This window comes from Nonomuraea sp. NPDC003707, from assembly GCF_053587055.1.
This window is the reverse complement of sequence record NZ_JBSFNK010000012.1, coordinates 93,393-112,753: the sequence shown is the minus strand read 5'-3', so window position 1 is coordinate 112,753 and position 19,361 is coordinate 93,393. Positions and strand designations below refer to the sequence as shown.

At 71.4% G+C, this 19,361-nt stretch carries 19 protein-coding genes; 9 read left to right on the top strand and 10 right to left on the bottom strand.

Going from position 1 to position 19,361, the window contains the following annotated elements:
- Positions 1 to 84 precede the first annotated feature (84 nt).
- Positions 85 to 714 carry a DUF998 domain-containing protein gene (locus ACWDRB_RS29970; RefSeq protein WP_355199451.1) on the top strand — a complete coding sequence of 210 codons (630 nt, stop codon included), beginning with the start codon at positions 85 to 87 and terminating at the stop codon, positions 712 to 714.
- Here ACWDRB_RS29970 and ACWDRB_RS29965 read toward each other — a convergent pair.
- Positions 675 to 1,040 carry a hypothetical protein gene (locus tag ACWDRB_RS29965; protein WP_397365703.1) on the bottom strand — a complete coding sequence of 122 codons (366 nt, stop codon included), beginning with the start codon at positions 1,038 to 1,040 and terminating at the stop codon, positions 675 to 677. The two genes, ACWDRB_RS29970 and ACWDRB_RS29965, sit on opposite strands and share 40 nt — an antisense overlap.
- 84 nt (positions 1,041 to 1,124) lie before the next feature.
- Here ACWDRB_RS29965 and ACWDRB_RS29960 point away from each other — a divergent pair, with 84 nt between their 5' ends.
- The 5 genes from ACWDRB_RS29960 (at position 1,125) to ACWDRB_RS29940 (ending at position 5,971) form a co-directional block, all read left to right on the top strand.
- Positions 1,125 to 1,610, top strand: a complete 486-nt coding sequence (locus tag ACWDRB_RS29960) for a universal stress protein (RefSeq protein ID WP_449899157.1) — start codon at positions 1,125 to 1,127, stop codon at positions 1,608 to 1,610.
- 87 nt (positions 1,611 to 1,697) lie between these two features.
- The gene (locus ACWDRB_RS29955; protein WP_449899155.1) at positions 1,698 to 2,951 is read left to right on the top strand and encodes an APC family permease; all 1,254 of its coding nucleotides are present in this window, start codon (positions 1,698 to 1,700) and stop codon (positions 2,949 to 2,951) included.
- Between the two features lie 152 nt (positions 2,952 to 3,103).
- Positions 3,104 to 4,516, top strand: coding sequence for a methionine--tRNA ligase (locus ACWDRB_RS29950; protein ID WP_449899153.1), 1,413 nt, complete (start codon positions 3,104 to 3,106; stop codon positions 4,514 to 4,516).
- A gap of 58 nt (positions 4,517 to 4,574) precedes the next feature.
- Positions 4,575 to 5,552, top strand: a complete 978-nt coding sequence (locus tag ACWDRB_RS29945) for a phosphotriesterase family protein (RefSeq protein WP_350728101.1) — start codon at positions 4,575 to 4,577, stop codon at positions 5,550 to 5,552.
- Positions 5,553 to 5,593: 41 nt separating this feature from the next.
- On the top strand, positions 5,594 to 5,971 hold the full coding sequence (locus ACWDRB_RS29940) for an STAS domain-containing protein (protein ID WP_449899150.1): 378 nt from the start codon (positions 5,594 to 5,596) through the stop codon (positions 5,969 to 5,971).
- 423 nt (positions 5,972 to 6,394) lie between these two features.
- Here ACWDRB_RS29940 and ilvD read toward each other — a convergent pair whose 3' ends face one another.
- Both ilvD and ACWDRB_RS29930 read right to left on the bottom strand, forming a co-directional pair.
- A complete protein-coding gene (ilvD, locus tag ACWDRB_RS29935) occupies positions 6,395 to 8,044 on the bottom strand; it encodes a dihydroxy-acid dehydratase (protein ID WP_449899147.1) in 1,650 nt (549 codons plus the stop codon).
- 48 nt (positions 8,045 to 8,092) lie between these two features.
- Complete coding sequence (locus ACWDRB_RS29930) at positions 8,093 to 9,313, bottom strand: saccharopine dehydrogenase family protein (RefSeq protein WP_449899145.1); 1,221 nt, start codon at positions 9,311 to 9,313, stop codon at positions 8,093 to 8,095.
- A 102-nt stretch (positions 9,314 to 9,415) separates the two neighbouring features.
- Between ACWDRB_RS29930 and ACWDRB_RS29925 the strand changes: the two genes are divergently transcribed.
- Positions 9,416 to 10,111: a TetR/AcrR family transcriptional regulator gene (locus ACWDRB_RS29925; RefSeq protein ID WP_449899143.1), complete on the top strand. Its 696-nt coding sequence runs from the start codon at positions 9,416 to 9,418 to the stop codon at positions 10,109 to 10,111.
- Here the strand turns inward: ACWDRB_RS29925 and ACWDRB_RS29920 are convergent.
- Positions 10,104 to 10,901 (bottom strand): NmrA/HSCARG family protein, encoded by a 798-nt coding sequence (locus ACWDRB_RS29920; protein WP_449899141.1) that lies wholly within the window; start codon positions 10,899 to 10,901, stop codon positions 10,104 to 10,106. The genes ACWDRB_RS29925 and ACWDRB_RS29920 overlap by 8 nt on opposite strands.
- Between ACWDRB_RS29920 and ACWDRB_RS29915 the strand changes: the two genes are divergently transcribed.
- A complete protein-coding gene (locus ACWDRB_RS29915) occupies positions 10,792 to 11,184 on the top strand; it encodes an SbtR family transcriptional regulator (protein WP_449899139.1) in 393 nt (130 codons plus the stop codon). The two genes, ACWDRB_RS29920 and ACWDRB_RS29915, sit on opposite strands and share 110 nt — an antisense overlap.
- A gap of 85 nt (positions 11,185 to 11,269) precedes the next feature.
- On the opposite strand, the gene tnpA is transcribed toward ACWDRB_RS29915, so the two are convergent.
- Positions 11,270 to 11,701 (bottom strand): IS200/IS605 family transposase, encoded by a 432-nt coding sequence (gene tnpA, locus ACWDRB_RS29910; protein WP_449899136.1) that lies wholly within the window; start codon positions 11,699 to 11,701, stop codon positions 11,270 to 11,272.
- 24 nt (positions 11,702 to 11,725) lie between these two features.
- Here tnpA and ACWDRB_RS29905 point away from each other — a divergent pair, with 24 nt between their 5' ends.
- The gene (locus ACWDRB_RS29905) at positions 11,726 to 13,039 is read left to right on the top strand and encodes an RNA-guided endonuclease InsQ/TnpB family protein (RefSeq protein WP_449899134.1); all 1,314 of its coding nucleotides are present in this window, start codon (positions 11,726 to 11,728) and stop codon (positions 13,037 to 13,039) included.
- Positions 13,040 to 13,217: 178 nt separating this feature from the next.
- Here ACWDRB_RS29905 and ACWDRB_RS29900 read toward each other — a convergent pair whose 3' ends face one another.
- From ACWDRB_RS29900 to ACWDRB_RS29880, 5 genes are all read right to left on the bottom strand, one after another.
- Complete coding sequence (locus ACWDRB_RS29900; protein ID WP_449899133.1) at positions 13,218 to 14,351, bottom strand: hypothetical protein; 1,134 nt, start codon at positions 14,349 to 14,351, stop codon at positions 13,218 to 13,220.
- Between the two features lie 450 nt (positions 14,352 to 14,801).
- Positions 14,802 to 17,333 carry a Tex family protein gene (locus tag ACWDRB_RS29895; RefSeq protein WP_449899130.1) on the bottom strand — a complete coding sequence of 844 codons (2,532 nt, stop codon included), beginning with the start codon at positions 17,331 to 17,333 and terminating at the stop codon, positions 14,802 to 14,804.
- A gap of 27 nt (positions 17,334 to 17,360) precedes the next feature.
- Positions 17,361 to 18,524 (bottom strand): amidohydrolase, encoded by a 1,164-nt coding sequence (locus ACWDRB_RS29890; RefSeq protein WP_449899128.1) that lies wholly within the window; start codon positions 18,522 to 18,524, stop codon positions 17,361 to 17,363.
- A 156-nt stretch (positions 18,525 to 18,680) separates the two neighbouring features.
- Positions 18,681 to 18,905 (bottom strand): hypothetical protein, encoded by a 225-nt coding sequence (locus tag ACWDRB_RS29885; protein WP_350728090.1) that lies wholly within the window; start codon positions 18,903 to 18,905, stop codon positions 18,681 to 18,683.
- Positions 18,906 to 18,920: 15 nt separating this feature from the next.
- Positions 18,921 to 19,355 (bottom strand): RpiB/LacA/LacB family sugar-phosphate isomerase, encoded by a 435-nt coding sequence (locus ACWDRB_RS29880; protein WP_355199435.1) that lies wholly within the window; start codon positions 19,353 to 19,355, stop codon positions 18,921 to 18,923.
- Positions 19,356 to 19,361: the final 6 nt, after the last annotated feature.

Sequence of the window (19,361 nt, the reverse complement as noted above, 5' to 3'; positions counted from 1 at the left end):
GACCAAGGTATTAAGGGATCGTTCAGGTCACTTCAGGGTCGATCTCCGATATTCCGCGAGGCCGCGTTCCACGAGCTTTGAGGCATGAAGGCATTGCTTGTCAGCGGATTCGCGGCCATCGGCACCGGAAGCGGCGCCATGCTCACCCTCCACGCGGAATCCGACCTCGACCCGTTGCACAGCGTCATCAGCGAGTACGCCTTCCAGGCGTCCGGCTGGTTGCTGCCCGCCTCGCTGACGTTGTTCGCGGTGGGCTCCGCGTTGATCGCCGAGGCGATGCGCCGGGCCGGGATGAGCCGCTGGGTCGTCGCGCTGCTGCTGGCGTGGGGGGCGAGCATGTTCCTGATCGGCGCCTTTCCCACCGACCGGCCGGGAGTGCCGCTGTCGTTGTCGGGTGGCATCCACCGGTACGCCGCCTTCGCCGCGTTCCTGGTGATGCCCGCAGCGGGGATGCTGCTGGCCAAGGCCAGGATCCGGTACGCCAGGGCGGTGCGGATCCTCAGCGGGGTGGCGCTCGGAGCCCTGCTGCTGGTCGTGGTCCCGTACGTGGTGCGGATGTTCGGCATCCCGCTGACCAACGACGAGATCCCGGCCGGGCTGACCCAGCGGGCCGTGGTCGTCACCGAAATCGGCGTGCTGGCGCTGGCCGGGCTGTCGATGCTCAAGCCGCTGGCTCAGCGCTCCCAGGGTGGCTCCTCGCCCAGCTTGGCGTAGTAGTGCGCCAGGTGCTCCTTGACGCGTTCGATGTCCTTCTTCGGCAGATCGACCCCGCCCCTGGCGCCCTCCATGACCGCGGCCGCCGCGAACACCGCCCGGGGCACCGCCTTCAGTTCCCCGTTCACGACGTCGGCGATCGGCAGCTTGTACGCTCCGAACTCGTCGGCGTCGTCGGCGTCGTACCAGCTGAAGGCCTCGCGGTATTTCGCGTTCGGCTTGTCCTCGGCGTCCGCCCACTTGCGCACCCGCTTGTCCGCCGCGGCGGCGTCCCACTCGCGATCGCGCTGGGCGAGGGGCAGGTCGTGGAATCGCGTAACGGTCATATGAGGCGGCTACCCCTGCCGTAGGCGTGAAACGGCTTGCCCGGGATAGAGGTACGGGCCCGATCACGATGTGGGAGTGCTGAGATGGCGATTTTGATTGCGTATGACGGTTCCGACGACGCCAAGGCCGCGATCGCCTTCGCGGGCGAGCTCCTGAAGGGGGAGTCCGCCGTCGTGCTGACGGTGTGGGAGCGGGCGGCGATGGCCTCGGCCAGGGCCTCCGCCGGGCTCATGATGGCGATCGACCAGCTGGGCACGGAGGACGCGGCGATCGAGGGGGCGATGCGGGAGCTCGCCGAGCACGGCGCGGACCTCGCCCGCAAGGCCGGCCTGGACGCGACCCCGCGGTGCGATGCGGACTCGGTGGCGGTGTGGTCGACGATCGTGGACGTGGCCGACGAGATCGACGCCAGGCTCGTCGTGACGGGGACGCGGGGGTTCGGCGGGGTCCGTTCGCTGCTGCTCGGCAGCACGTCCGACCGGGTGTTGCACAACGCGGGCCGGCCGGTGCTGGTCGTGCCCGCCCCCGCCCCCGCCACCGACGCCGCCGCTGACGACGCGGAGATCTGACAGCGGGCGTTCACCCCGCCGTCGGCCGGGTTGTCGGTGCGATACGGCAGAGTGGGAGCCTCCTGAGGCGGGAGAGGAGGCGGGCGCGTGCCGGAGGAGCTGTCGCGGCGGCTCGGCACCACCGACGCGGTCGTGGTGGGGCTGAGCGCGATGATCGGCGCGGGCGTGTTCGCGGCCTTCGCGCCCGCCGCGGCCGCCGCGGGCGCCTGGCTGCCGGTGGCGCTCGTGCTGGCCGGCGTCGTGGCGTACTGCAACGCCACCTCCTCGGCCCGCCTGGCCGCGCTCTACCCCGAGTCCGGCGGCACCTACGTCTACGGCAGGCGGCGGCTCGGCCCGCTCTGGGGCTACCTGGCGGGCTGGGGCTTCACGGTCGGCAAGACGGCCTCGTGCGCGGCGATGGCGCTCACGTTCGGCGCCTACGTCGCCCCCGCGCTGGCCAGGCCGCTGGCCGTCGGCGCGGTCGCCGCGCTGACGGCGGTCAGCCTGTACGGCGTGCGGCGCTCGGCCGGGGTGGCCCGGGTGATCGTCGTGTTCGTGCTGGCCGTGCTCGCCGCGGTGGTGGTCACGGGGCTGCTCGGCGACGACACGGTGACGTTCGGCTGGTTCGCCTACGAGCCCCTGCCCGGGTCACAGGTCGAGGTCTGGGGCGTGTTGCAGGCGGCCGGGCTGCTGTTCTTCGCGTTCGCCGGTTATGCCCGGATCGCCACCCTCGGCGAGGAGGTGCGCGACCCCGCCCGCACCATCCCCCGGGCGGTCGGCATCGCGCTGGGCGTCACGTTCGTCGTCTACGCGCTGGTCGCGGTGGCCGCGCTGCGCGCGCTCGGGCCGGAGCTGCTGGCCAGGTCCCCGGCGCCGCTGGCCGGCGTCGTCAGGGCGGCCGGGGCCCCGTGGCTGGTGCCGGTGGTGGGCGCCGGGGCCGCGGTGGCGGCGCTGGGCGCGCTGATGGCGCTGCTGCTGGGCGTCTCGCGCACGGTCCTGGCCATGGCGCGCGAGCGCGACCTGCCCGGCGCGCTGGCCGTGGTGGATCCGGCGCGGCAGGTGCCGCGCCGGGCCGAGCTGGCCGTCGGGGCCGCGGTGATCGTGCTGCTGCTGGTCGCCGACCTGCGGGGGGCGATCGGGTTCTCGTCGTTCGGCGTGCTGGTCTACTACGGCATCGCCAACGCGTGCGCGCTCACGCTCGGCCGCGCGGAAGGCGCGCCGCCCCGGCCGGTCGCCGGGCTGGGGCTGGGCCTGTGCGTGCTGCTGGCCGCCACGCTCCCGCCGGCGTCGGTGCTGGCGGGCCTGGCGGTCTTCGCGGTCGGCCTGGCCGTCTGGCTGGTCCGCCACCGCGCCGGGCGTTAACGGGTGGCCCGGGCGGGTGCACGTCGTTAGCATGGGCGGCATGACGATCTCGCCGAAGATGATGGCCCCTTAGGGGGTTTCGTCGGCGACGTCTTGTCGAGGCCCTGCGAGCGGGGCCTCTCGTCGTGTTCGGGGCCCCTTGGAGGCACCTGATGTATCTCACGACGACCATCCCGTACGTCAACGCCCGCCCTCACCTCGGGCACGCTCTGGAGCTCGTGCAGGCCGACGTGCTGGCCAGGCACCACCGGCGGCGCGGCGAGCGGGTGCGGTTCCAGACCGGGACCGACGACAACTCGCTGAAGAACGTGCTGGCCGCCGAGGCGGCGGGCGTGCCGGTGCGGGAGCTGGTGGACCGGAACGCGGCCGCGTTCGAAGGGCTGCGGGGGCCGCTGGACCTGTCGTTCGACTCGTTCATCCGGACGAGCGTCCACCCCGGGCACCGGGCCGGGGTCGAGCGGATCTGGGAGGCGACCGGGCACGACCTCTACCAGCGGCACTACGAGGGGCTCTACTGCGTGGGCTGCGAGCAGTTCTACCCGGAAGGCCCCTGTCCCGACGGGCACGAGGCGCCGCTGCAGCGCGTCTCCGAGCACAACTGGTTCTTCCGGCTCTCCCGCTACCAGGACGCCCTGAGCGAGCTCATCCGCGGCGGGCGGCTCAGGATCGAGCCGGTCGCGCGGCGGAACGAGGTGCTGGCGTTCATCGAGGCCGGGCTGGACGACATCAGCGTCTCGCGCTCCGCCGCCCGCGCCCGCGGGTGGGGCATCCCCGTGCCCGGCGACCCGGACCAGGTGGTGTACGTGTGGTGGGACGCGCTGGCCAACTACGTCACCGCGCTCGAAGGCGACGACTACGACCGCTGGTGGGTCTCCGAGCGGCGCAAGGTGCACCTGATGGGCAAGGGCGTGATCCGGTTCCACGCGGTGTACTGGCCGGCGATGCTTCTCTCCGCGGGCGAGCCGCTGCCCACGGAGATCTTCGTGCACGACTACCTCACGGTGGGCGGCCGCAAGATCAGCAAGTCGTCGGGCGGCGCGGCCGATCCGGTGGCGCTCGTGGACGCGTACGGGGTCGATGCCGTGCGGTGGTGGCTGCTGCGCGAGGTGCCGCGCGTGGGCGACGCCGACTTCACCGAGGAACGGCTGGTCGCCCGGGCGGACGAGGACCTGGCCAACGGCCTGGGGAACCTGGTCAACCGGGTCGTCACCATGGTCCACCGCTTCCTGGACGGCCACGTGCCCCCGGCCGGGGAGGAACTGGCCGCGGTGCCGGTGGACGAGGCGCTGGAGGCATTCGATTTCCGGCGGGCGGCGACGGCCGTCTGGGCGCTCGTCGAGGAGGCCAACAGGTACGTCGAGCGGACTCAACCGTGGCGGCAGCCCCGGGCCGGGCAGGAGGCCGCGCTGGGGACGCTGGTGCACGCGTGCCGGACGCTGGCCGTACAGCTGGAGCCCTTCCTGCCGACGGCGGCGGCTCGGGTGGCGGCTGCGGTCGCCGGCGAGCGGCTGCCCCGGCCCGAGCCGCTGTTCCGCCGCCTCGCCACGGCCGGAGTGGCTGGTTGACGGAGGTCCGGAGGGAGCCTACGGTGGCGCACACCGACCAGCCGGTATGGAGGCGCCCATGGCCACCGTCCCCACCATTCGCGGCCCCGTAGACGTCGAGGAGCTCGGGCAGACGCTCATGCACGAGCACGTGTTCGTCCTCGCCACCGAGCACCTCGACAACTACGGCAGAGGTGCCTGGTGGGACGAGGAGGCCCGGGTGGCGGATGCGGTCGCCAAGCTGAACGCGGTGGCCGCGAAGGGCGTGCGGACGATCGTCGACCCGACGGTGTGGGGCCTCGGCCGCTACATCCCGCGCATCCAGCGCGTCGCCGAGCAGGTGCCCGGCCTGAACATCGTGGTCGCCACCGGCATCTACTCCTTCGAGGAGCTGCCCCACCAGTACGAGCACCGCGGCCCCGGCCTGTTCATCGACATGCCGGACCCGATGATCGACGACTTCGTCCGCGACCTCACCGAGGGCATCGCCGACACCGGCGTGAAGGCGGCGTTCCTGAAGTGCGTGGTCGAGCAGAAGGGCCTGACGCCCGGCGTCGAGCGCATCTGCCGGGCCGTCGCGCAGGCGCACCTGCGCACCGGCGCGCCGATCACCATCCACACGAACTCCTTCACGCAGAGCGGGCTGATAGCGCTCGACCTGTTCGCCAAGGAGGGCGTCGACCTGGCGAAGGTGGTCGTCGGGCACGCGGGCGACAGCAACGACCTCGACTACCTCATGCGCCTGGCCGACACGGGCGCGACGCTGGGGATGGACCGGTTCGGGCTGGATCCGTACAACCCGACCGCGCAGCGGGTGGCCACGGTGGCGCAGCTGTGCCGGCGCGGATACGCCGATCGCATGGTCCTCAGCCACGACACGGCGTGCTTCATGGACTACTTCGGCGGCGCCTGGGACGAGGCCCGCTCAACGCTCGCGCCGAACTGGCGCTACGATCACATCCACGACGACGTCTTGGCCGCACTCCTGGACTCGGGTGTGACCGACGACCAGATTGAGCAGATGCTGGTGTTCAACCCGAAGCGCTACTTCTCGTAAAGTAGGTGGATCGGGCAAGCAATGCAGGTAGGTGGAGCTGGGTGACTTCGGAGCAGGCCTTGTCGATAAGCCTCGGGCTCCAGGGACCCTGTGTCATCGCGCGACTGACGGGGGACTTCGACTTCGGGTCTGCCGCCGAGGTCCGTGACCGTGTCACCAAGGCCCTCGATCTCACCCAGCCCCCGATGCTCGTCATCGACATGCAGGCGGTCAGCGTCTGTGACTCCTCCGGCCTGTCCGTGCTGGTCTACCTGCACAAGGCCGTCACCGCCTCGGGCGGCCGGCTGCTGCTGGCGGGGCTGAACGGCCGGTGCAAGCACCTGTTCGCGATCACCGCGCTCGACAAGTTCTTCGACATCCGCACCACGGCCGAGCTGGCCATCGCCGAGCTCAACGAGCCCGGGAGCTTCACCGGGTAGCCCGCTGGCCTTGTGGGAGAACGGATAACCGTTTCGTATCGGATCTTCTTTGCCGCCGCCACCACCACACTCATGGCGGCGCCCGCCGGCGCCCAGCTCATCCGCACCAAGGTCTACTTCGGCCGGTGCAGAGACACGTGCCGGATCAAGGTCCGGGTCCGGAACATCTCGTACAGGACGCTCTACAACGTCAAGCCCAACGCGCGGCTCCGTGTCAAGCGGCCGCCAGGGGCCGGGCCGACCCCCGGCTGGGCCCCTGGCTCACGCGGTGACGAGGAGTGCCACCCCGATCAGCACCGCGACCGGAACGAGCCACATCACGGCCTCGACAGCGAACTCCTTGTACATCGCGCAAATCTCCTAACAACGACTCGAGTACGTCACTGCGCAGCATAGCGGCCCGCGCCGCCTGCTCGACCCGGATCAGGCGGTGACGGCGCCGTCCGAGGCGGAGGCCACCGTCGCCATGTACTTGGTCAGCACCCCCCGCTCGACCTCTCTCTCGGGCCGCTTCCACGAGGCGCGGCGCAGCGCCAGCTCCTCCTCCGGCACCACCAGCTCGATCGCCCCCGCCGCGCTGTCGATGACCACCGTGTCACCGTCGCGCACCAGCGCGATCGGTCCGCCGTGGTACGCCTCCGGCGCCACGTGCCCGACGACGCGCCCGTGCGAGACCCCGCTGAAGCGCCCGTCGGTGACCAGCGCCACCGAGGCGCCGAGGCCGCGGCCGACGAGCGGACCCGTGATCGAGAGCATCTCCTGCATGCCGGGACCACCCGCGGGGCCCTCGTAACGCAGGACGATGACGTCGCCCGGCACGATGTGACCCTCCTGGATGGCGACGTAGCAGTCGTGCTCCGAGTCGAACACCTTGGCCGGGCCCTCGTGGCGGAAGTCGTCCTTGCCGCCCAGCTTGAGCACGCAGCCGTCGGGCGCCAGCGAGCCCCGGAGGATGGCCAGCGCGCCGCGAGGCTTGAACGGCTCGGCCACGCTCGCCACCACCTCCTGCCCCGGCGTCTCCTCGGCGTCGGCCGCGACCTCCGCCAGCGTGCGGCCGTCCACCAGCGTGGCGTTCTCGCGCAGCAGCCCGGCCTCCAGCAGGCGGCGCACCACCAGCGAGGTGCCGCCGGCCCGCCACAGGTCCAGGGCCGTGTGGTCGCCGCCGCTCGGCTTGAGCCCCGTGATGATCGGGACCCGGCGGCAGACCTCGCCGATCTCGTCGATGCGCAGCGGCAGCCCCGCCTCGCGGGCGATGGCCAGCAGGTGCAGGACGGCGTTGGTGGAGCCGCCCATGGCGGCGACCGAGACGATCGCGTTGTGCAGGGCGTCCGCGGTCAGCACCCGCGAGGGGCGGGCGTCGCGGGCCAGCGCCTCCATGGCGATCTCGCCGACCCGCCGGGCCGCGGCGTTCTTCTCCTCCGCCACCGCCGGGATGTCACCCACCCCGAACGGCGCCAGGCCGAGGAAGTCGGCGACGCTGGCCATGGTGTTGGCGGTGTACTGGGCGGCGCAGGTGCCGGCGCCCGGGCAGGCGTGCTTGGCCAGGTCGTCCAGCTCCGCCTGGTCGAGGCGGCCGACGGCGCGCTCGCCGAGGGCCTCCCACATGTCCTGGATCGTGACGTCTCGTCCGCGCCACCTGCCGGGCATCATCGTGCCGCTGTAGAGGATGACGGCGGGCACGTCCAGGCGGGCGAGCGCCATGATCCCGGCCGGCACGGTCTTGTCGCAGCCCACGATGACCACCAGCGCGTCGAAGCCGTGCGCGCGGCCCATGAGCTCGATCGAGTCGGCGATGACCTCGCGGCTGACCAGCGACGTGCGCATTCCGGGGGTGTGCATCGTGAGGTTGTCGGAGACCGCGATCGTGTTGAACTCCATCGGCGTGCCGCCCGCCGCGCGCACCCCCTCGGCCACGTGGGCGGCCAGCTCACGGTGGGTGAGGTTGCACGGCATCGTGCCGGTCCAGGTGGAGGCGATGCCGACCACCGGGCGGCGCATGTCCTCCTCCGACCAGCCCATGGCGTACAAGTGGGAGCGGGCCGGTGCGCGGTCGGGGTCGTCGGCGATGCTCAAGGCGCTGCCCTTCGTCGTGCGGGTCGTTACGCCTCCATGATCTCGCGCTCACTGTTCGCGCATGCGCCAGGGTGACCCGTACTCCACCAGGAGGTCCAGGAACGGGCCCGGCTCGAACGCCTCGGGCCCCAGCACGCCCGTGCCCTTCCAGACCCCGTTCGCCATCAGTTCCAGGGCCACGACCGGGTTCACGGCGGTCTGCCAGACCACTGCCTGGGAGCCGTACTCGCGCATCGACCACTGGTTGTCCACCACGTGGTAGAGGTACACCTCGCGGGGCCGCCCGTCCTTGACGCCCTTCACCCAGGTCCCGGCGCAGGTCTTGCCCCGCATACGGTCGCCGAGGCCCGCCGGGTCGGGCAGCACGGCGGCCACCACGTCGCGCGGCGACACCCTGGCGGTGCCGTCGTCGGTCCGGACCGCGACCGGCTCGGTGCGGTCCACGCCGAGCGCGTGCAGGGTCTTGAGCTTGCCGATGAAGTCCTCGCCGAGCCCGTACTTGAAGGTGACCCGCTGCGCCGGGATCCACCGGGGGACCAGCATGACCTCCTCGTGCTCGACGTTGACGCACTCCACGGGGCCGATCCCGTCGGGGAAGTCGAAGATCTCGGGCTCGCTGAACGGCTCGGTGGTGTACCAGCCGCGGTCCTTCTCGTAGATGACCGGCGGGTTGAGGCACTCCTCGATGGTGGTCCAGATGCTGAACGACGGGGCGAACTCGTAGCCGTCGACGGTCAGGTTGGCGCCGTCCCTGATGCCGATCTCCTCGATCTCGTCGAAGAGCTCGTCGGCGGCGTAGCGCGCGAACACGTCGGCCAGGCCGGGCTCCACGCCCATGCCGACCAGCGCCAGCCGGCCCTGCGCGGCCCACTCGCCGGCGCGGGCGAACTGGTCGTCGCCCAGCTTGACCCCCACCTCCTCGTACGGGCGGTCGGGGTGCGGCCTGGACATCGACATGGCCATGTCGAGGTAGTCGGCGTCGGCCGCGAGGGCCGCGTCGAACAGCGGCAACACGAATCGGGGGTCGGTGGCGTTCAGGAGGACGTCGCACCGGTGCTCTTTCAGCAGCGCGGTGACCGCGGCCCGGTCGGCCGCGTCGATCTTGACAGGGGTGAACCGGTCCGCCTGCTCGCCCAGCGCGGCGACGGCGGCCTTGGCGCGGGGGAGATCGTAGTCGGCGACCACCATGTGGTCGAGAAAAGGGCGGCGGGCGGCGATCCGGGTGATGGCGGTTCCCACACCGCCGGCTCCAACGAGAAGGATACGCATGACGATAAGTCCCCTTTTAATGCTGTTTTGGGGGGTGTGTCGAGAATTTAACTTGGGTAGGCTCGTCAACGTCAATGGCGTTGGCATAAGGAGGCCGTACTCGTGGCCAAGCGAGTGGTGCCGGAGACGGCGCGCAGGCGGCGCCGCCCCACCAAACACGGGCAGGTCCTCACCCATCAGCTCATCGTGGAGACCTCGCTCCGCATGCTCCGCGAGCACGGGGCCGCGGGGCTGTCCGCCCGCCGCCTGGGCTTGGCCCTGGGCGCGGACGCCAGCACGGTCTACCGCTATTTCCGCGGCATGGACGACCTGGTGCTGGCGATCGCGGACGAGCTGTTCGGCACGGCGATGGCCGACTGGCGGCCTACTGGCGACTGGCGCGCCGACCTGCGCGAGCTGGGCCTGCGCATCCACCACGCGTACCTGGCGCACCCGCAGGCCGCGGTGCTGACCGCCAGCCGGGTCACCGGCCGGCCGAACGAGGTGGCGGGGGACGAGACCATCATCGGCATCCTGCGCGGTGCCGGATTCGCGGACGGGGACGCGGTGCGGATCTATCACGCGTTCATCGACCAGAGCCTGGCCTTCGCCATCCTCGACGCCGCCACGCTGGCCCTGCCCAAGGCGGCGCGGGAGGCGGACGAGGAGGTGTGGCAGGCCACGTACGCGCGGCTGCCCGCCCGTACGCACCCGAACATCGCCGCGACGGCGCCGCTGCTGGTGGCCGAGATGAACGACAGCGCCTACCCCACGGCCCTCGACATGCTCCTGTCGAGCGCGTCCGCGCAGCTCAGGTGAGCAGGGCCCGGATCTGCTCGGTGCCGCCGTCCCGGAGCCAGGTGCGGAAGTCCAGGAGACCGGGGTGGCGTTCGCGCAACGCCGCGATGTCGGCGCGCCACAGTCCGCGCTCGTCCGCGAAGGCGCTCTCGGCGTCCGGACCGAGCCCGAGAGAGCCGATGGGCAGCTGCCGGTAGGTGATCTCGCGCCCGAGGCTCCGGCTGATCAGCTCCACCGTCCACCTGGGGGTCAGCTCGTCCCCGGCGATCTCGATCGCCTGCCCGAGGTAGTCCCGCGGGTGGGAGAAGGCGAGGCGGGCGAAGACGCCGATGTCGGCGGCGGCGATGAGCTGCACCGGCGTGTCCGGGCCGAAGAGGTGCCTGAGCTCGCCGCCTGCGATCCCGCCGACGGGCAGGCCGGGAATGGTGTGGTTCTCCATGAACCGGACCGGCCGCAGGATCGTCGCGGGCAGGCCGGACGCGCGTAGGTGCTGCTCGATCTGCCACTTGCTGTCCCAGTAGGGCAGGCCGGCGCCTCGGTCGGCGCCGCCGACCGAGGTGAACACGAAGTGGGAGGTTCCAGCCGCGGCGGCGGCGTCGACGAGGGCGCGGCCACGGCGGATCTCCCGGTCGAGGTCGTCGTCGTCGGGCGTGACGCCGAAGACGCCGTACGCGCCGGCCGCCGCTTCCGCGAGCGAGCCGGTGTCGTCGAGGTCTCCAACGCGTAGCTCGGCGCCCTTCGCCTTCAGCGCCTGGGCCGCCGGGGCGTCCGGGTCGCGGACGAGGGCGCGGACCGGCCGGCCGGAGGCCAACCTCCTCGACCACCCGGACGCTCACGAGGCGATCAGCTGGGCGCGCGCGGGGATCGCGCATGCGGCGATGGACCGGGGGCTGGCCACCTCGCTCATGCGCAGCATCGAGGACGAGACCTCGGAGCTGCACGCCGCCTGCCAGGCCGTGCTGACCGCCGGCGAACGGCTGCTCGAACGCGCGCAGGCGGCCGGCGCCGTACGCCCCGCCACCGCCGCCACCGCCACCGCCACCGCCACCGCCTCGGACTTCTACCTCGATGCGGGCCAGTGCTCCCACTCTTAGGTGGGAGGTGAAGGCCCGCGCGGGAAGGCCCCTCCGGGGCCTGAGCACGCCCTGGACTGAGCGTGACCACGCGCCCGGTCTTGTGTCATTTCTGGGGTCGGTCCTGGGACTGGATGTACGCGCGGACGGTGGTCAGGTTCGCGGCGCCGGTCGCGCCCGCGTAGTAGGAGCGGGACCAGAAGTGCCCGCCCCACAAGTATGTGCGGACGTGAGCGGCGTATTCCTGGCGCAGGTAGCGGACCGACACCCCTTTGAGGCTGTTAACGAGGACGCTCAGAGCCACCTTGGGCGGGTAGCGGACGAGAAGGTGCACATGGTCGTCCTCGCCGTTGAACTTGGCAAGTTCGCATGCGAACTTCTCACACACCTCCTTCATGATCTGCTCGCAGCGGGTGAGCATCTCATCGGTGACGAAGTTACGCCGATATTTGGTGACGAACACCAAATGCGCGGTGAGCTCGTGAACGCTATGGCGACCCGTTCTGATTTCGGGATTCGGTTTCCACCTCGGTGACATACACCAAACGATAAAATGTGGTTTGTGGAGCTGGATAAACGCAACCGCGCTCATGCGGCGCGCCTGGAGCTGGACAGTCACCAGTCGGCCATCCTGGATGGCCAGGCGCACAACGCGCGGGCGTTGTGGAACCTGCTGCACGAGTACTACACCTTCCGGCAGGGCCGCTTCGCCACACTAAAAGACTGCGATGAGGCGATCCGACAGGCGCGCAGGGACATCGACTGGTTGAAGGACCTGCCCGCGCAAGCTTCCCAAGCTGTGCTCAAGACCTATCGGCAGGCGTGGGCGAACTTCTTCAACCCCGACCATCCCGCTGAGCGGCCGAAGTTCAAAGGGCGTTTTCGGTCCCGGATGGCCGTGGATGTTCCGCAGGGGCGGGATCTGCACATCACCCGGGTCAACCGGCGGTGGGGCGAGGTCAACATCCCCAAACTGGGCCGGGTCCGGTTCCGGTGGACCAAGGACCTGCCCGGCATCACCAGGTCCTCCGCCGACGGGAAGATCACCGGTGCTCGGCTGGTCAAGGAGAGCGACGGCTGGCACATCATCTTCCGCACCCAGACGATGGAAATGCCTCCGGTCCCGCATGCGGGGCCGGTGACCGCGATCGACCGGGGTATCACCGTCCCCCTGGCCCTGGCTTCAGGGGAGAAGATCCGCCACCGCGAGCAGTGGCTGTCGCACAAGGAGGCCGAGCGTCTGCTCCGGCTGGAACGCAAGGCCGCCCGCCAGAAACGGGCCGCCAAGCCGGGCCGGCCGACCTCGAACCGGTTGAAGAGAACCTATGACCAGATCGCCAGCCTGCGCGCGAGAGCCAAGCGCCGGGTGATCGACTGGCAACACCAGACCACCGCGGAACTCACCGACCGCTACAGCGTGATCGTGCTCGAGGACCTCAAGGTCAAGAACATGATGGCCGCCGCATCGGGCACCGTGGAGGAACCGGGGACGAACGTCGCCCAAAAACGTGGCCTGAACCGGGCCATCGCCGGTGAGGCATGGTCGCGCACCGCCGAGTTCCTCACCTACAAAGCCCTCGACAAGGGCGGAAAAGTCGCCTGCATCCCGGCGGTGAACACCAGCCGGGAATGCCACCAGTGCCACACGATCACCCGGGGATCACGGCAATCCCAGGCCAGGTTCGTGTGCAAAAACCCAGCTTGCGGGTGGATCGGCAACGCCGACACCAATGCCGCCCGTACCCAGGTGTACCGGTACAACTCAGCCGTCGGACAGGCGGTAAACGGACGTGGAGGCCTTGCGGTACTGGGGCCTGTGAAGCGTCAAGCCACTCATAGTGAGACCACGCCCGCCCCGCGAGGGGTGGCCGCGTAGCGGCCATGAGAATTCTCCCCGCTCACGGGGAGGAGCATGTCAAACCTTGATCAACGCGCTCGCTCTCGCGTGGGGCGAGCAGACGACGCCCGTGCAGGGCGAACGGCTGCTGACCTTTGCCATCCATGGACTACGCCCCTTCGCGCAACCGTAGCCGTGGATCACCGGAACGTCGGCGTCAGAGGCGGTTCTTGGCGATGCGCTTGCCGAGGCTCGCCAAGGACTCGTCGGCCATGAGGGCGGGCAGCCGCGGCGCGTCCGCCTCGACCTGGGCGAGCACCGCGGGATGCGCTCCGCAGAACCGGCTCCAGGCCCGCACCACCTCCGGCATCGCCGCGATCCCCGCCTCCGACAGGATGGCCTCCCTGGGCAACCAGGACGACAGGAACTGGGTGACCCGCGCCGGGCTCCACCACAGAGGACGATCGCCCACGAACTCGGCAAGCTTCTCGAACGCTTCCCGCGCCCCGGGCAGGTCCGGCAGTTCGCGGAACCGGCTCACGGTGTCGTCGGGCGCCGGGCGTACGAGATCGGGCACCGCGCGGGCCCTGGAGAGCGCGACCGGCCGCACGGCGGGCAGCGTGTCGGCGACCAGCGCCCCCATGATCCGGTCGCCCAGCTCGAACGCGTCCAGCACCCGCCCCGCGACCGCCCCCGGCTCCTCGGCCCGCAGGCCCAGGTCATCGAGGAACTTCACCTCCTCGACCACCGCGTCCACCGCCAGACCGCCGTTCACCTGGTCGATGGCGACGACGAGGAGGTGCGGCTCCTTGCCGTTCTCGTACCGGAACGACAGGGCCGCGAGGGCCTGCTCGCCGTACGGGTCCGCCTTGCCGTACCAGCCGCCCTCACATGCCACCCGCCCCATCCGCCGCACCCACCCGGGCAGCGTCGCCACGACGCCGTCAGCGGCCCTCACGTACACGCTCGCCACCGCCTGGCCCTGAGACCCCACCCCGCCCCGAGCACCTGCTCCGGACTCCGGGCTCACATCGGCCGCAGGACCTTCGCCGGACGCGGGCCGTGCATCGGATGCGAGGGGTGTATCGGATACGGGTCCTGCATCGGACGCGAGTTGCGCGTCGGACGCCGGGCGTGCCTCGGCGGCCGGGTCGACCGCCGCCAGGGCCGCGAGCGCGAGCCGCGCCTCCGTCCTGCCGTCCCCGGACAGTTGCCGCAGGAAGGGCTCCACCTGGTCCGGCTCGAGATCGGCGGCGAGCCGCGCCGCCCACAGCTCGGTCCTCAGCGGCGAGCACCATCGGAGGAGGTCGCGGGCCTGGGCGATCGCTGTGGTGAAGGCTGTCGTGCTCACACTTCGACCGTATCGCCCCGGCCGGCCCTCAGCGCGCGTCGGCACACTGCCCGGTCGCCCGGCCCAGGTCATCGACTCGCGCCGCACACGGCACCTCCACGCGAACGGCCCAGGTGGCCGCATCGGCGGTCCGCGTGCGGGTACGGCGCGCGCGGGGGATGTCCGGCGGGTGTGCGCGAGGCGGCGAGTCAGCTGCGCCGACGGGAGGACGGTGGGGTGGCACGCTCGTGGCCCCTTGCGCGGGTGGTGTCGGGTGGTGGGTGTGTGTGCGGCGGTGCGTCGGCTGCGTGGGAGGGAGGGCGGGTGGGTGGGACGCCGTGGCCCTTGCGCGGGTGGTGTCCGGTGGTGGGTGTGTGTGCGGCGGCTGCGCTGGCGGGAGGGGTGTGGGTAGGACGCGGTGGCCCCTCGCGCGGAGTGGTTCCGCGGAGGGGCCGGTGGGTTGGCGGTGGGTTAGTCGGTGAGGCCTGCCTTGCGGAGGGCTTCGGCCATGGCGCCGGTCGGGGCCGGGCGGTCCTGGCGGCGCTGGCCGCCGCGCTGGCCGTCTCCGCGACCGCGCTGGTCGCCTCCGCCGCCTCCGCCGCCTCCGCCGCGACGGCCGCCGTCCCCACGGCCGCCGTCTCCCCGGCCGCGCTGGTCGTCGCCGCGGCCCTGGGTGCGGTCGCGCTGGCCGCCGTTGCCCTTCCCGTCGCCGCGCCCGCCGTCACCGCGTGCACCATCGCCACGTGCACCGTCACCGCGTGCGCCGTCTCTGCGGCCGCCCTCGCCGCGACCCCCGTCACCGCGGTTGCCCTCTCCGCGGCCGCCGCCTCGGCGGGAGCCGTCGCCCGGTGACTGGGCGGGGGTCTCGTCGTCCAGGCGCAGGGTCAGGGAGATGCGCTTGCGGGGGATGTCGACGTCGAGGACCTTGACGCGGACGATGTCGCCGGGCTTGGCCACGTCACGCGGGTCCTTGACGAAGGTTCGCGACATGGCCGAGACGTGGACCAGGCCGTCCTGGTGGACGCCGATGTCCACGAAGGCGCCGAAGGCGGCGACGTTGGTGACCACGCCCTCCAGGATCATGCCCGAGGACAGGTCGGAGAGCTTCTCGACGCCCTCCTTGAAGACGGCGGTCTTGAAGGCGGGACGCGGGTCGCGGCCGGGCTTCTCCAGCTCGCGCAGGATGTCCGTGACCGTCGGCAGGCCGAACGTCTCGTCGGTGAAGGTCTCGGGCTTCATCGAGCGCAGGGCCGCGGTGTTGCCGATCAGCGACTTGAGGTCGGTCTTGGCCGAGGTGAGGATCCGGCGGACCACCGGGTAGGCCTCCGGGTGCACGCTCGACACGTCGAGCGGGTCGTCGCCCTCGCGGATGCGCAGGAAGCCCGCGCACTGCTCGAACGCCTTGGGCCCGAGCCGGGGCACCTGCTTGAGCGCGGCGCGCGTACGGAAGGGGCCGTTGGAGTCGCGGTGGCGGACGATGCTCTCGGCCAGCGTGGAGCCGATGCCGGACACGCGCGTGAGCAGGGGCGCCGAGGCGGTGTTGACGTCGACCCCGACGGCGTTGACGCAGTCTTCGACCACCGCGTCGAGCGAGCGGGAGAGCTTGGACTCCGCCAGGTCGTGCTGATATTGGCCGACGCCGATGGACTTGGGGTCGATCTTGACCAGCTCGGCCAGCGGATCCTGGAGCCGGCGGGCGATCGACACCGCACCGCGCAGGGACACGTCGAGCTCGGGCAGTTCCTGCGACGCGTACGGCGAGGCCGAGTAGACCGAGGCCCCGGCCTCGGAGACGACGATCTTGGTGATCGACGGCATGTGCTTGACCAGGTCACCGGCCAGCTTGTCGGTCTCGCGGGAGGCGGTGCCGTTGCCGATGGCGATCAGCTCGACCCCGTGGCGCTGCGCGAGCGCGCCCAGGACGGCCAGCGACTGGTCCCACTGCCGCTTGGGCTCGTGGGGGTAGATGGTCGCGGTCTCGACGACCTTGCCCGTTGCGTCGACCACGGCGACCTTGACCCCCGTACGCAGACCGGGGTCGAGGCCCATGGTCGCCCGGCTCCCGGCGGGGGCGGCGAGCAGCAGGTCGCGCAGGTTGGCCGCGAAGACCCGCACCGCCTCCTCCTCGGCCGCCTGCCACAGCCGCATCCGCAGGTCGATGCCGAGGTGCACGAGGATGCGGGTGCGCCAGGCCCAGCGCACGGTCTCGCCCAGCCACTTGTCGGCCGGCCGCCCCTGGTCGGAGACGCCGAACCGGGACGCGATGCGCATCTCGTATTCGGGGCTGTCGTCCGGCTCCAGCGCGACCGACAGCACCTCCTCCTTCTCGCCCCTGAACATCGCCAGGATCCGGTGCGAGGGCAGCTTCGTGAACGGCTCGCCGAACTCGAAGTAGTCGGAGAACTTGGCCCCCGCCTCCTCCTTGCCCTCGCGAACGTTCGACACCAGCTGCCCGCGGCTCCAGAGCTGCTCGCGCAGGCCGCCGATCAGGTCGGCGTCCTCGGCGAACCGCTCGATCAGGATCGCCCTGGCCCCCTCCAGCGCCGCGCCCGCGTCGGCCACGCCCTCGGTGACGAAGCCCTCGGCCGTGGCGGCGGGGTCGAGCGCCGGGTCGCCGAGCAGCTGGTCGGCCAGCGGCTCCAGGCCGAGCTCGCGGGCGATCTGCGCCTTGGTGCGCCGCTTGGGTTTGTACGGCAGATAGATGTCCTCGAGCCGGGCCTTGGTCTCGGCCGCCATGATCTGCTCGCGCAGCTCGTCGTCGAGCTTGCCCTGAGACTCGATCGACTCAAGGATCGCCGCCCGCCGCTCCTCCAGCTCGCGCAGGTAGCGCAGGCGCTCTTCGAGCGTGCGCAGCTGCGCGTCGTCGAGGGTGCCGGTGACCTCTTTGCGGTATCGCGCGATGAACGGCACGGTGGCGCCGCCGTCGAGCAGCTCGACGGCCGCCTGCACCTGGCCGTCGCGTACGCCCAGCTCTGCCGCGATCCGCTGGTGAATAGAGAGCACTTGCCTGCCTTTCGATGGTCCCGCCGGTCAATTGTGCAGGACGACGCCGTCTTTCATGACCAGAGTGCGCGCAGGGTGAACGACCACGGCCTCCGCCGCGCCCCCGCACGGCACCACGACCAGGTCGGCCCGGTCGCCCGGGGACAGGCCGTACGACTCCAGCCCGAGCGCGCGGGCGCCGCCGTAGGTGGCGGCCTCCAGCGCCAGTTCGATGTCCTCGTCCCTGCGGAACGTGCTGCGGTAGGCGACGTGCATCGCCCGCTCCAGCATGTCGCCGCTGCCGTAGGGCCCCCACAGGTCGCGGATGCCGTCGTGGCCGCAGGCCACGGTGACGCCCGCGGCCCGCAGCTTCTTGATCGGTGGCACGGGGAAGCTGTAGACGGCCGCGGTCGCGATGGCGACGCCCGCCTCGGCGAACCCCTGGACCAGGCGGTCCTGGCAGGCGTCGTCGAGCTGGCCGAGCGCGTAAGCGTGGCTGACCGTCACCCGGCCGCCCAGCCCCAGCGCCCTGGTGCGCTCGGTGATGAGCTCGAGCTCCCACCCGCCGAGCGAGCCGCCGTCGTGCAGATGGAGGTCGAGGTGGGCGCCGTAGCGCTCGGCCAGGCCGAAGACCAGGTCGAGGTGGCGTACGGGGTCGCGGTCGATGCCCGCCGGGTCGAGGCCGCCGACCGCCTCCACGCCGCTCTTCAGCGCCTCTTCGAGCAGCTCGGCCGTGCCGGGGTTGATCAGCACGCCGTGCTGGGGGAAGGCCACCTGCCGAACGTCGACGGGGGAGGAGGCGGCCGCCTCGAGCACGGCCTCCACGCCCCGCAGCCCCACCTGGGGGTCGATGTCGGTGTGGGTGCGGACGTGGGCCGTGCCCGCCGCGCTCATGCGCGCCAGCAGCGCGCCGATCCGCTCGGCGCTCGGCACGCCCAGCTCCGCGCGGCGGCCGAGATCGTTTCCGATGCGCCCGGCCAGCGTGTCGTCGGCCGAGTGGGGCACCCACGGGCCGCCGTAGAGGGTCTTGTCGAGGTGACAGTGCGCCTCGACGAGACCGGGCAGCACGAGCTGCCCGGCGATGTCCACGATCCGGGCGTCCGGCGCCTCGACGCCTGGGGCGACGAGGTGGATCCGGCCGTCACGGACGAGGATGTCGGCGGGGGCGTCGCGCCCCCAGGGGTGCCCGCCGCGGAGCAGCACGTCGGTCATGGCAAGCACCCTAAACGGCGATGCCGACGATTTCCGCCTCCCGGCCGGGATCGGCCGAGACTGGTCACGTTCACGGGCGGCGCCGCGCGGAAGATCTTGCCGTTTCTCGGCCGCGACCGGTCACGTTAAGTCACGGCCGGTCATGGACGGTCGCGCTCAGTCGCGGCGGGCCGCGAAAAGCTCCACGTGGTAGCAGTATCGGCAGCGGTAGGCGTCGATCTCCCACTTCGGCCGGCCCATCAGCTTGGCGCCGCCGAAGATCCCGCGCTCCAGCGCGCCCTCGACCCATCTGGCGAAGCCAGGAGAGTTCTCGCCCGAGTCTCGGATGAACCCGGCCTCGAGCCCCTCCTCACCGCAGTGCGTACAGTGTAAGTTCGGCATGCCTATACAGATTAGTCAGATCTCGTCCAGGTGGGAGATGTTCGCCACGTCGGCGGACTCGGCGCTCGGCCGTCCCGCCAGCCAGGCGTCGAGGATCTCGTCGAGCACCACCTCGGACGTGAGCCGCAGACTGAGCGCCAGCACGTTGGCGTCGTTCCACTTCCTGGCCCCGTCGGCCGTGTAGGCGTCCACGCACAGCGCCGCGCGGATCCCGGGCACCTTGTTCGCCGCGATCGAGGCGCCCGTGCCGGTCCAGCAGCAGACCACCGCCTGGTCGGCCCGCCCCTCGCGCACGTCGCGGGCGGCCAGCTCGGAGGCCCACGCCCAGTCGTCGCGCTCCTCCTCGCTGAGCGCGCCGTGGGTGACCACCTCGTGCCCCCGCCTGCGCAGCTCCGACACGACCCGCTCGGCCACCCCGTCCTTGCTGTCGGCGGCCACCGAAATCCGCATGTGCCC